The organism is Rhizobium cerradonense (genome assembly GCF_030182455.1).
Lineage (GTDB): Bacteria > Pseudomonadota > Alphaproteobacteria > Rhizobiales > Rhizobiaceae > Rhizobium.
In genome coordinates this window covers 1-12,570 of sequence record NZ_JAQJCK010000010.1, presented here as the reverse complement: position 1 = coordinate 12,570, position 12,570 = coordinate 1, and the positions used below count along the sequence as shown (strand labels likewise).

General features: G+C 58.8%; 10 protein-coding genes and 2 pseudogenes. 2 read left to right on the top strand and 10 right to left on the bottom strand.

Annotated elements, in window-relative coordinates; genetic code table 11:
- Positions 1–10: 10 nt before the first annotated feature.
- The 6 genes from PH547_RS21630 to msuE form a co-directional block, all read right to left on the bottom strand.
- Positions 11–1,345, bottom strand: a complete 1,335-nt coding sequence (locus PH547_RS21630; protein ID WP_004119939.1) for an ABC transporter substrate-binding protein — start codon at positions 1,343–1,345, stop codon at positions 11–13.
- A gap of 96 nt (positions 1,346–1,441) precedes the next feature.
- Positions 1,442–2,485 carry a branched-chain amino acid ABC transporter permease gene (locus PH547_RS21625; RefSeq protein WP_004119936.1) on the bottom strand — a complete coding sequence of 348 codons (1,044 nt, stop codon included), beginning with the start codon at positions 2,483–2,485 and terminating at the stop codon, positions 1,442–1,444.
- A gap of 1 nt (position 2,486) precedes the next feature.
- Positions 2,487–3,383: a branched-chain amino acid ABC transporter permease gene (locus PH547_RS21620; RefSeq protein ID WP_004119933.1), complete on the bottom strand. Its 897-nt coding sequence runs from the start codon at positions 3,381–3,383 to the stop codon at positions 2,487–2,489.
- On the bottom strand, positions 3,383–4,294 hold the full coding sequence (locus PH547_RS21615; protein WP_065091785.1) for an ABC transporter ATP-binding protein: 912 nt from the start codon (positions 4,292–4,294) through the stop codon (positions 3,383–3,385). The genes PH547_RS21620 and PH547_RS21615 overlap by 1 nt, the downstream gene beginning before the upstream one ends.
- Positions 4,295–4,416: 122 nt before the next feature.
- Entirely contained in the window at positions 4,417–5,526 is a 1,110-nt protein-coding gene (gene sfnG, locus PH547_RS21610) for a dimethylsulfone monooxygenase SfnG (RefSeq protein ID WP_004119927.1), read from the bottom strand.
- Positions 5,527–5,557: 31 nt separating this feature from the next.
- Positions 5,558–6,133 carry an FMN reductase gene (gene msuE, locus PH547_RS21605; protein ID WP_065091786.1) on the bottom strand — a complete coding sequence of 192 codons (576 nt, stop codon included), beginning with the start codon at positions 6,131–6,133 and terminating at the stop codon, positions 5,558–5,560.
- A gap of 1,038 nt (positions 6,134–7,171) precedes the next feature.
- Here msuE and PH547_RS21600 point away from each other — a divergent pair.
- Positions 7,172–8,221, top strand: a complete 1,050-nt coding sequence (locus PH547_RS21600) for a class I SAM-dependent methyltransferase (RefSeq protein ID WP_065091790.1) — start codon at positions 7,172–7,174, stop codon at positions 8,219–8,221.
- 431 nt (positions 8,222–8,652) lie between these two features.
- On the opposite strand, the gene PH547_RS21595 is transcribed toward PH547_RS21600, so the two are convergent.
- The 3 genes and pseudogenes from PH547_RS21595 to PH547_RS21580 form a co-directional block, all read right to left on the bottom strand.
- Positions 8,653–9,054, bottom strand: a complete 402-nt coding sequence (locus PH547_RS21595) for a twin-arginine translocation signal domain-containing protein (protein ID WP_004119921.1) — start codon at positions 9,052–9,054, stop codon at positions 8,653–8,655.
- A gap of 325 nt (positions 9,055–9,379) precedes the next feature.
- A pseudogene (locus PH547_RS33850) lies at positions 9,380–10,797 on the bottom strand (M10 family metallopeptidase C-terminal domain-containing protein); the annotation flags it as partial.
- Between the two features lie 386 nt (positions 10,798–11,183).
- Positions 11,184–11,612, bottom strand: a pseudogene (locus PH547_RS21580) (beta-barrel domain-containing protein); the annotation flags it as partial.
- A gap of 1 nt (position 11,613) precedes the next feature.
- On the opposite strand from PH547_RS21580, the gene PH547_RS21575 reads away from it, so the two are divergent.
- The gene (locus PH547_RS21575) at positions 11,614–12,294 is read left to right on the top strand and encodes an argininosuccinate synthase domain-containing protein (RefSeq protein WP_004119915.1); all 681 of its coding nucleotides are present in this window, start codon (positions 11,614–11,616) and stop codon (positions 12,292–12,294) included.
- Positions 12,295–12,297: 3 nt separating this feature from the next.
- On the opposite strand, the gene PH547_RS21570 is transcribed toward PH547_RS21575, so the two are convergent.
- Positions 12,298–12,570 (bottom strand): ISAs1 family transposase (locus PH547_RS21570; RefSeq protein WP_285169429.1); only part of this gene is annotated, 273 nt, incomplete at its 5' end.

Genomic DNA, 12,570 nt, shown 5'->3' with positions numbered 1-12,570 from the left:
CCACCGGGGCTCAGTTCGTCACGGCCTGTGCGTCTTCAGACGTGCGCAACTTGATGCCCTTTTCCTTGGCGTAGGCTTCCGAGGATTTCTCGATGATCGGCCTCAACAGAGCCCAGTCCGGCGCAATCCAATCGGATACGACGTTCCACTTCTTGCCGTCCCACTGCTGGAAGGTCACGTAGCCGTTGCCCTCGTGATTGTCCCAGGTGACGTTGATGGAATGGAACAGGCCCTTGGCGCCGAGCGCCTCGACGCGAGCCGGATCAAGCTGCAGGTGCTCGAAGCCCCAGCGGACCTCGTCGCCCGTCAGAGTCCGATGTCCGAACTTTTCCTGGGCAATACGGATCGCCTCGACGTTCAGGATACCGTTGACGATACCGAGATTGTGGTAGACGGAGCCGATGCGCTTCTTGTCTTCCAGATTGCCCTTGCCGTTGTCATAGAGCGTCTTCACGATCTCCTGGACGATCGGATATTCCGTGCCGGAGGCTTGGGTCGTGATGGCGGTATATCCCTTCGCGGCGTCGCCTGCCGGGATCACGTCCTCTTCCGAGTTAGACCAGACGTTGCCGATGATATGGTCGGCAGGAAAACCGGTCTTGGCCGCGGTTTTCAGGGCGACCGGGTTCATGACACCCCAGCCGCGCAGCACGACGTAATCCGGCTTGGCGCGGCGGATCGTCAGCCATTGTGCCTGTTGCTCGTTGCCCGGATGCGGCACTTCGATCTGCTGCAGTTCGAAGCCATATTTCTGCGACAGGAGTTCATAGATCGGGATCGTTTCCTTGCCGTAGGGCGAGCCGTGATAGAGCACGACGATCTTCTTGCCCTTCAGCTTGTCGAGACCGCCGAGCTTCGAGGCGATGTAGTTCACGATGCCCGAGGTCTCGCTATAGGGATTGAGCAGCAGCGGAAAGACATAGGGGAAAACGCGGCCATCAGTGGAATCCGTGCGACCATGGTTGATGGTGATCAACGGCACCTTGTCCTGCGTGATGCGGTCGATCATGGCATAGGCGATACCGACGGAAAGCGGGTTCCAGGCGGCAATATTCGGATTGCTCTTGAGACGCTCGTAGGCCTCGACGCCGCGTTCAACCTCGTATTGCGTTTCCGCTTCCGACCAGGTGAGCTTGACGCCGTTGACGCCGCCATTCCGCGTGTTGATGAGGTTCAGATAATCGATAAAACCACCGAAGAAACCTGTGCCGCCGGCCGCATAGGGCCCGACGCGATAGCTCTGCAGCGGGAAATATTGTTCATCGGCATGGGCGGCCGGTATCGCGGCCGAGACGGCTAGTCCAGCCGCAATGACAGCGGCCTTCAATTTCGCAAGCATGGTCATGTTTGGATACACTCCGGGTATTGTCCGGTGTGATGGCCGGAACTGGGTTGAATGAGCGATGGGTTTGATGTTTGCGGAGCTTGTGCCCCGGCTTGGTCAGGCCGGCCTGTCGATGGCAGAGCCCAACCGCCTTCGGATCTTGCCCCAAAGCGAGGAAAGCCCGTCCGGTTCCAGGATCAGAAACAGAATGATCAAGGCGCCGAGCACGATGCGCTGGCTCATGTCGAGCACGCCGGAATCGAAAACATCACCGAGCAGGAACGAGCCCAATCGAGATAGCACGAGCGGGAAGACGACGATCAGGGCGGCGCCGAGAAAGGCGCCCCGCGTCGAGGCAAGCCCGCCGATGATGATGATGAAAAGGATCTGGAACGATCGGTCGAGATTGAAGCCGGCCGGCTCGACGGTCCTCAGGTAAGCAAAGGCCCAAAGCGCTCCCGCAACCGCGATGATGAAAGAGGAGATCGCAAAGGCCAGCAACTTGGTTCTCAGTACGGGCACGCCGATGATGCGCGCCGCGATCTCATTGTCCCGAACGGCGATGAAGTTGCGCCCGGTTTGAGAGGTCGTCAGCCGATGCGCCAGGAAGGTCAGCACCACCACGATCGTAAGTGAAAAGAGATAGCGACCTGCCGGGCCCGTAAACTCGACGCCCGCAAGCGTCAGAGGCGGCGCATCAATGACCCCGGAGGCAGAGTCGTTTGAAAACCAGCTAAACTTGGTGAGAGCCCACTGCACGAAGAACTGCGCGGCGAGCGTCGACACCGCAAGATAAAAGCCCTTCAATCTGAGGCTCGGCAGGCCGAAGACGATGCCGATCACCGCCGCCATAAGGCCGGCCAGCAGGATGCTGACGATCAACGGCAGGCCATCGACGCGCAGATTGAAATTGTAAGCAGCAAAGGCACCGACGGCCATGAAGGCGGCGCTTCCGAGCGAGACCTGGCCTGCATAGCCGGTAAGCAGATTCAGCCCGACGCCGGCAAGGCTGAGCGCCAGGAACGGCAAAAGGATCGCCTCGAACAAATAGGTCGAACCGACAAAGGGAACCACGAGATAGGCGCCGGCAAGGATGGCAATCGGCGTCATCCAGCGGCTGAAAAGCCGTGTGGGATGATGATCGGTGGTAACGACGGCCATATCAGACCCTTTCCACGAGCTTTTGCCCAAACAGGCCGGAGGGGCGGATGAGCAGGAAGGCGAGTGCTGCGACATAGGCAATCCAACCTTCGATGCCGCCGCCGAAATATTCGCCGATATAGACTTCCGCGAGCTTCTCTGTCGCGCCGATTAGCAGGCCGCCGACGATCGCACCCAGAATGGAATCAAAGCCGCCAAGCACGAGAACGGGCAGCGCTTTCAGCACCACCAGCGACAGGGAGAACTGCACGCCGAGCCGCGCGCCCCATAGCAGGCCAGCCACCAGCGCCACGACACCGGCAGCCGCCCAGACCGTTGCCCAAATCCAGGGCAGTTTCAGTCCGACTGCAAGCGCAGCGAACTGATCGTCCGCTACAGCCCGGCATGCCAGCCCAATTCGGGTGTAGCGGAAGAAGGCGGACAGCGCCGCCACCATCGCAGCAGCGACTGCCGCCGCAAAAAGATCGAACTGGCTGATGAACACGCCGCCAATGTCGAATGGAACATCCTCGATCCCGAGCTCCAGACCGTGGACCTGCGTGCCCCAGATGAGTTGAGCCGCCCCCTCGATGATATAGGAGAGCCCGAGCGTCGCCATGAAAAGCGTAATCGGCGGCTTGTTGGTCAATGGTCGCAGCACGGTACGCTCGATGGCAATGCCGATCAGCACCATGACAGCGAATGTAATGACGAGCGCCAAGGCAAAGGGAACGCCACGCTCAAGAAGGCTGACAAAGGTCAGCGCGGCAAACAGCAACATTGCCCCTTGAGCGAAATTAAGCACGCCCGACGTCTTGTAGATCAGCACGAAACCGATTGCGACGAGCGAATACATAACGCCCGACAGCAGGCCGCCAACCAGCACTTCGATCAGAAACGGCCAGTCGAAATCTGCCATCAGATGCCCTCCCCATCCTCGTTTTCCGCAACGACGCCGAGATAGGCGTCGATGACGCGCTCGTCGGCACGAATTTCGTCCGGGCTGCCGTCGGCGATCTTGCGGCCGTAATCGAGGACCGCGATCCGGTCGGAAAGCTGCATGACCACGCCGATGTCGTGTTCGATGAGGATCACCGTCGTGTCATACAGATCTCGGGCAGACCGGATGAAGTCGGCCATGTCGTTCTTTTCGCTCGCCGTCATTCCCGCCATGGGCTCGTCCAAAAGCAGGATCTTCGGTTCCGCCACCAGCGCGCGGGCGAGCTCGACGCGTTTTTGCAGTCCGTAGGGCAGCGTGCCTACGAGACGATGACTGACCTGGCCCAGATGCAGGAACTCGAGAATACGGGCCGCCCGCTCGCGTGCATCCGCCTCTTCGCGGCGCGCGCGGCCAAGCCCGAGGATCTGTTCGGCAAAGGTCGAGCGCACGGTATAGGCTCGACCGGCGATGACGTTATCAGTGACACTCAAGCCCTTGAACAAGGCGAGGTTCTGGAACGTGCGCGCAACGCCAAGCGATGCCAATCGCTCCGTCGGCACATGACGATAGGTGTTGGAGCCGATACGAACATGGCCATGGTTCGAGCGATAGACACCGCTGATGACGTTGATCAGCGAACTCTTGCCTGCGCCATTTGGACCGATAATCGCCCGGATCTCCCCCGGCTCAACAGAAAGGTCTACATTGACCAAGGCAGCGACGCCACCGAATGACAGGCTGATGCCATGCAAAGAGAGAGCATGGGTCTCTTCGTCATGCTGCGGGATGCCGCCGGTCTTGCCCGGTGGCAACGCGCGGGCAATCTGGTCGCCGGAGTCCCGCAGCGTACCGGGATCCAGCACGTCAAGGGAATAGGTCGCGGCAGGCATTCAGTGTCCTCCATTCGGCTCGGGCGCGGCTTGAACATGGCACGCCAATCCCGTCGGCGTGGACCAATCGGCCCACGCACCCATCATGTTTCACTTTACGAGGTATTTTGCTGCAGCGAGGCCTATTCGGCCGCCACTGGCTGCGTGCTGGCGGCCTCTTCGAGCTCACGAACCAGCGGAATCACATGCTTGCCGAAATACTCGACCTCCTCCTGGAAATGCAGGAAGCCCAGCAGAATCAGATCCGCACCCGCCTGCTTCAGCGCCACAACCCGCTCGGCAACCTGCCGTGGCGTGCCGATGAGGTTCGAGCGGAAGCCATCATTATATTGAACGAGGTCTTCGAAAGAAGATTTCGCCCAGTTTCCTTCGCCTTCCGGCGACGCCTTGCCGGCGTTCTTAACTTCATGCCCGAAAGCATTGACCGCCTCGGGATTGGCCTTCTCGATGATCTCGGCAAGCACTGCCTTAGCTTCTTCCTCGGTTTCGCGCACGATTGCGAAGGCGTTCACCCCGATCCGCACTGAATGGCCATTCTCCTTGGCCTTCGATTGGATGTCGTCAACCTGCTTGCGGATCTCGGCCGGCGTATTGCCGTTGGTGAAGTACCAGTCCGACACACGCGCCGCCATGTCGCGAGCTGCGCGTGAGGAGCCGCCCTGGAAGATTTCCGGCTGCGGATCGATCGGCTTCGGCTTCAGCGAATAATTGTTGAAGCGATAGAAATCGCCGCGGAAGGTGAAATTATCCTCGGTCCAGATACCGCGAAGCGCACGGATGAACTCCTCCGAGCGGCGATAGCGCTCGTCATGATCAAGCCAGTGCTCGCCAATGGCGGCAAATTCACCGCGGAACCAGCCGCTGACAATATTGACTGCGACGCGCCCGTTGGTCAGGTGATTGATGGTGGCAATCTGCTTGGCGGCAACGGCCGGATTCCAAGGACCAGGCAGGATCGCTGCGATCACCTTCAATGTCGTCGTCGATTCAAGAAGGGCCTGACTGAACGAAACGGACTCATGCTGAAATTCCGCTCCATAGCCTGCCGTGAAACGGATCTGGCTTAGGGCATAGTCGAAACCGCTCGCTTCGGCGATCTGCGCAAGCTTTCTGTTGTATTCGATCGTCCAGCTTGTGCGCTGTTCGATATTCGAAATCACCAGTCCTCCCGAGACATTCGGCACCCAATAGGCAAATTTGACCGGATCGTTTGAGGCATTGGAAAAAGTCATGTAAGGCTCCCTCTGGAATTTCGTTCTATGGCTAAGCTGCCAATCCGCTGTGTTTTGCCGAGGCCGCGATCGCTCCGATGTCGAGCGCCGGCGTGATTTCAGAAACCTCTTCGACGGCTCGATCCACGCGCTCGAGGACGGCAGGATTCCTGAGCTCGTGATCGGTAAAGTCGGCCTCAAGCGCATAGATCGAGGTCGGGACGGTCAGCGCATTGAAGAAGCCGAAGAGCGGCCGCAATTGGTGCTCAAGCATCAGGCCATGCAACGGCGTGCCGCCGGTTGCGGCGAGGACGACGCGCTTGCCCCTCAGCGCTCGATGATCGACAAGGTCAAACAGATGCTTCAGCGCGCCGCTGTAGGACGCCCGATAAACGGGTGATCCGGCGATGATGATATCGGCTCCTTCCACCGCGGCAATGACCGCCCTGCCCTCGGTATCGAGCTGATCAGCTCTGAGCGCCCGAAAGAGCACCGGTGCTGCATCGACAAGCTCGATGCACTGCACGTGGCCACCAACGCGCTGCCGCAGGCGATCGGCGGCGACCTTCACCAAGGACGCCGTGCGGGACGGTCTTTTGACATTGCCACTCAGCGCGAGGATGTTCATGATGACCACGAGTCCCGATTGATTAGATAATTTACCCTATATATTTAGTAGCTTTTAGAAAGGCGAAGATGTTCTAATCTTCCGAGCAAAATGGATTGAATTACTGTTTTGAGCGATGGCTTATCGGAAGAATTTTCTCAAACGCAATCTGTCGTGCATGGCACGATGGGTGCTGAAGAACTGACGCCGAAGTGCGGGGACTGATCGACATACGAGCTCTGAGGGCAGTCATTTTCTTAAGCGCCTTACAAACTTTATATTGGCCGTTGATCGCCCGGCGTCCAACCCAGTGCACGCGTTGGGGAGGCCGATGGGGATTGTGGCTGGTCGCCCCAGCGAGCGAAATCGCAACCAGCCTGTCCGTCTGCACCTTTGAATCGCGAAATCAGGTTGGGAAAGAAAAACGAATTCTTCGGCCGCTTATGATTCTAAGTTAGACATGACCTCTGGTTGTGACTGCCGCAGACATACGACAGCCTTGCGTGCGAGCAGTGATGCCGGAATTAGATCAGTGTTGGCCATTCTCAGTTCCTCGGCTTTCAGACCCGCAGCTTGCATCGAGATCCGGGCGTTCGTTAATACCGTCTTCGCCCATTTGTTGTCGCCCCTCCCAAAACTTCCTCTTCATCGTGGCACTGATCGGGGGCGGATTGCGACACGACATGTCCGCAACCCTACACCCCCCCGATGAAACATCCGCAATCTCGGACGGTTGCGGGGGCGACCTGATTGGCACGAGTAGTGCTCAGAAGAAGCCGGGGGGCTAAACCCAAGAGCGCGACGGAGGTACCATCGGCGGCATTATTCGCTGAAAACGGATGGCGATTAAACCGCCCAGTTTGCGCACCGCAAGCGTCTACGCGTTACTGTCGTGCGAGAAGGCCATGCAGTTAGAGGGATGCGCAGGTTCTAGATGAGCGTCTACGCAAAGCGTAGGCGGTGCATACATCCGAAATCGAGGGCATCGAGTTCATCTGTTTCCGACCCCTTGAACCACAAGCGGCGCATGAGGCCGCCACAAATCACGAGGAATTTCACATGACAGAAATCAACGAAACAACGCTCAATGAACTCGTGAGCCGCGTCCTTGACGACCTTGGCGGAGCGCTCAGCGTGCCGCTGGTACGGATTGGAGATGCTCTCGGGCTATACAGGACGCTGAAGGCAGTCGGGCCGGTGAAGGCCGACGAACTTGCCGATGCCTCGGGATGCGCACCTCGTTATGTGCGGGAGTGGCTGGCGGCACAGGCAGCCTCAGGTTATGTGCATCATGAGCGAGGATTGTTCTCGCTGACGCCGGAGCAGGCCTTCGTGTTTGCCGAGCCGGACAGCGCGGTCAATCTCGTTGGCGCGTTCGATATCGCTGCTGCGATGGTCGAAAACCAGCCGAAGGTGCAGTCCGCCTTCAAAACCGGCCGAGGCGTTGCCTGGGGAGATCAGGCTGGCTGCATGTTCTGCGCCGTCGCGCGACTATTCCGCCCAGGTTATATTAATTCCCTTGTGCAGGACTGGCTGCCGGCACTCCACGGTGTAATCGGTAGATTGGAAACGGGCGCGAAGGTGGCGGACGTCGGATGTGGGCACGGGCTATCCACGATCCTTCTGGCGCAGGCGTTTCCCAATTCCCGCTTTGTGGGCTACGACTTCCATGCAGGCTCGATTGCCGCTGCGATCGCGCACGCCCAGGCACACGGGTTGACGAACCTGCACTTCGAGGTTGGCCGGGCGCAGGATTTCGACGGCGGAGATTTCGATTTGATCACCTGCTTCGACTGTTTGCACGACATGGGCGACCCGAAAGCCGCTGCGGCTCATATCCGAAAGGCGTTAAAAAAAGGCGGGGTCTGGATGGTGGTCGAACCAACGGCCGGAGATACCCTGGAGGAGAATATCAATCCGGTTGGACGGCTCTACTACTCAGCCTCGACGATGATCTGCGTTCCGACCTCGCTTGCCCAGGAGACAGGGCTCGCGCTCGGTGCGCAAGCTGGAGAGCGGCGATTGGCCGAGGTGATCCGCTCAGGCGGCTTCACTCATATCCGGCGTGCAGCCCAGACGCCCCTCAACATGGTGCTCGAAGCAACCTGACGAGAATGAGTGACGCATCGGTCCGGCCAGATGGGGCAGGCGCTCTGCGCGTGACGTCGGAAAGCGGGTAGCCGCCCTTGAAATTTGGTCGCGTCTGCTGGGTACAGGAGAAATCGCGCGCTTGCGATAAACTTAGGCCGGGTTCGAGTGCGATCCGGAACGCTGTCCTGCGGCTGTTTGGCGACGCCTTGTACCGGCGGACCTATGAGCAGCTCACACGCCCCTTCTGAAAGGCGGCCGAACAACCAAAGTCCCTAGCCCTTGGGTGCCCTCACCCGCAGATCGATCTCTCAACCTGGGATTTGATGGTGCGCCAGTTTGGTGGAGCAAAGCCTGCCGCTATTAGCCAGTGTCTACGCGCGAGTCAGGCGGTCACCTGTCGACATCGATTTTCGAGACGAGTTCTGTCGTCAGTCATTGGTCTTGCCCCCTTAATACATCACGATGTTGAGTGTGACGTCGACAGGCGAAGCCGCCTTGAGCTGGGTGCTCCCGCGCGCCACCAGCAGGCCATCCGCACGCTCCAAGCGCGCGACGATCTGCAGCGTTCTCGAAGCAGCCGAGCTTGCGGGCAGGGACAAGGAAAAGGCTATCGCCTTTGACCCGCCGTCGCTTCTGATGCGCGTTTCCGTGGCGCGACGTCGCGCATTATTTTGAATGGCACGGTCCTCGAGATAAATCTCAAGACGACCCTTCGGTATCACCGCGCCGCCCTCGAACGTGACCGTGCCGCGAATATCCGACGATTGAGCAGCGACTGGTCCGGCGACCGCCGCAACAGCCGCAGCCCCAACGGCCTGTAATACTGTGCGGCGGTCGGTCCGGTGCTTCATCGCACACTCTCCATGATTGCCTCGCAAGGCCCTGCGGTAGCGAGATTGCCGCTCAGCTAAGGGCTCGAAAAGATAAACCACTGCAAATGTAGTATCGGAAGGGGCGCCTGCAAGCGCCCCTCCTGGTATCGAGTTAGATGACAATGAAGTCGGCTGCCGAAAGCCTCAGATTTGGGGTCAGCTGCGCAACCTGAATGGCCGCAAGCTCTCCGCCTCCGTCGACGTCATATGACAAGGCGCCGCTATCGGTGTTGTAGATGATGCGGTCGCCTGCGTTATGAGCGATGCCCTCCGCGCTCCCGTGGAACGCGCCCAAGGCGAGAGCGCCGTCTCCACCGCCGCTCTCAAAGACGAGACTGTCCAGCAGGATCATGTCGTTGATCACCCTGAAGTCCTTGATCCGCTCGACATTACCGTTCCCAAGCTCAGGCGAGAAGCGGAATGTATCCTGACCCTCGCCGCCGGTCAGCGTGTCCTCGCCAGCTCCGCCACAGAGGATGTTGCCATCGTTGCCAGGCAATTCGTCGGCGTAGATGATGTGTTCGACGTTGGCGATTTGCGGAATTTTCAGGTTCTTGGACAGGAGGATGACGGTGTCGTTCCCGCCGTTGGCCTTCTCGTGAATGACGTCGTCCGGGGAATCGACGAAATAGATATCGTCGCCGCCGTTGCCAGCCATGCGGTCGGCGCCGCCGCGGCCGTCGAGGACGTTGGCGCCGTCGTTGCCGATCAGGACATCGTCATGGCTGCTGCCGATGCCGTTCTCGACGTAATAGTCGGTCGCATCCGCGTTGTGTCCAGCGAAGATCGAAACATTGTTGCTGCAACCGTTGACGCTGGAGAAATGTCCGGCGCGCAAGTCGAGGATCGTACCCGCCGTCGAGCCGGAGAAATCGATCGTGTCGGTCCCGCCGGTATCATGGATCGCGAAGCCGATGTCATGCTGCTTGCCAGAGGAGGTCAGCTGGTAGCTACGCTGTGGGCTCCCGAAGCCGTAGATATTGTTCTCTGTGTTGAGGTCGATGTGCTGGTAGGTGCGCACTCCATTCGCGTCAACGGTTGAAAAAAGGCGGCGAATGAAGGCCTCGATGTCGGCCATAAGCGGCGTCGACGCAAACCAGAGGCTGGTTTCGCCGACAGCGTTGCTATCGAAATAGGACATGACGCTGTATTGCCACCGATCATATATCCAGGTCGCATCGTTCCGATAGGTGATCGGCTCGCGCCGTCGGGACCGCTGTAATTGTAGTCTCCAGGATGATTCAGACCGAATTGATGGCCGAATTCATGCATGAAGGCTTGGAAGACATAGCCGCCGACATCGGTCTTGTGGGCTTCCTTGTCGTCGAAACCCTGGCCGATGCTGACATGGTGACCGTTCGAATAGGCCATGCCATCGTCCTCCTCGCCAAGTTCGGGGCTGACAACCTCAATCTGGTCCGTGGTGCCGTCGAACGGCGCGTCGTCGATGATTTCGAATTTCAGGGGTGTGACAGACGCCCACATCTCTAAGGCGCCGATCGCGGCGGCCTTGTATTCCGGGTGGTTGTTGAGTTCGTAGAGATTGATCCTCACCGTTCCCGCAGCGATCTCGGGCGTCAGCCAACTGGGCAATGACCCAAGATGGTCGATAAAGGACTCATAATCCTCGCTCTTGCCATATGGGTTGTCGGGCGTCTGGTCGTTAATCCACCAGTCGTCGCTCGTCTGGCTTGGTTTTCCGGTCTGGCTTGGATGCGGCATCTTGGGATTCCTCTCTCTTCGATTGTGCGCAGTTACGGCTGTACCGTTCTGCAGGGGTCAAGACTTCCGGTACCAGTTTGGAGGACGCACAGTAGAGAAGGATTGACCTCACCATAAACCGCCCGATCGCTTAGGTTTTCTGTACCGTTGCTACTCAGAGGCCAATAACCGATGTTCATGATCCATTCGTCCTTAGCGCAGGATTTTGAACTGCTCCTGTCCTAACCCCAATTACATATGAGCCACAGCCTGCACGTGAGGCGCTGCGAACCCCCATACGCCGACGAAGCATTCCCCCGGAACGCATCGTTCTTAAAAACCGCTGCCCCGCCCGAGGCGCCCACCTCATTCGCCGATACCTACTCGCCGCTCCAGCCACGCGCTGCTCAATCCTCCCGAAACGCATGCTGCATCTGGTCGGTGAGCGGCTTTGTCAGGTAGGAGATGACGGTACGGTCGGCGATCTTGATGAAGACCTCGGCGGGCATGCCGGGGTAGAGCGAAAGGCCCTTGAGCTTGGCGAGGCTTTCCGGTTTGGGGTGGATGCGCAGCGGATAATAGGTGGCCCCGGTGCGCTCATCGGTTACGAGGTCGGGAGCGACCGTCACGACCTCCGCCTCCACGTCGGGCGTGGTGCGCTGGTTAAAGGCGCTGAAGCGGATCTCGACCAACTGCCCGACGTGGATCTGGTCGATGTCACGGGTGGCCACCCGGGCTTCGACGGTCAGATCATCTGCCTCCGGTACGACGAGCATCAGCGTCTCGCCTGCCATGACGACGCCGTTGATGGTGTGGACTGCGAGCTGGTAGAGCCGCATGTGGAATCTCGTATCCACCGAGGATGGGATTCTCGCTTTTGTTCGCGGCGCATCAAAAGGGCAAGGAGCGCAATATTGGACCCAATCCCAGATAGGTCAGTTCTTTTCCTCGGGTGCTAAGCAAATTGCGGTTGTTCAGGCACCCCAGACCATCAGGACCAAAGGTTACGGTGCTGTGTCGCTCACCGCGTCGGAAATCTATCGCGTGGACTCCGATAACTTCGGCAGTCCGTATGAATGCTCGGTGATTTGCCGGCAGCAGAAGGCCGCCGCCCTCTCCAAGTTCGGACTGACTTTTGTGACGGATCGCACGTGGAGCGGGGACGAAAACCTCTGGTGCCGGGAATTTGAGTCTGGACCTTTGGACGATCCCGAGAACTTTTCTATCCCGGAAGAGGCGTTTGATTGGACCCGTAACATTGCCGCGCAGCAGCCGGTAGAGATCAAACTGGGGTTTATCGACGGAAATCTCGTGTCAATTGATGACCATGACGTTGCACTGATCGACACAATCCCGCTCCTAAATAAAACAGTTGGTAAATTCGGACACGGCCGCTTTGTCGGGCTCGAACACATTTCAACCGGTGAAAAGGTTCTCGAGGTCCGCGAGGCGCCCGCGGCGGCCATCATCATGGACGCGCTGCGGCACCTCGAAACCACGGCTCTGAATCCGGGTTAACAGTTATGCTCGGATGATTTCGGCCATGTATTGTGGGTTTCTGCCTGCTTTGTTTCGTCTGAGTTTGATACTGCGCTTGTCGTTATGGCTTCGAACCATGTTGATGGCGAAGTGTCGGACGACGGCCATGTTGGCTGGTCCATGCCCGGTTCGAGATCGGGCGGCATCCTCGTTGAAGGTGACGTCGAGTACCCAATGGAGGGAGTTCTCGATGGCCCAATGGCCACGTATGGCCTCGGCGAACTGGAGCGCGGTCATCGACCGTGAGGAGATATA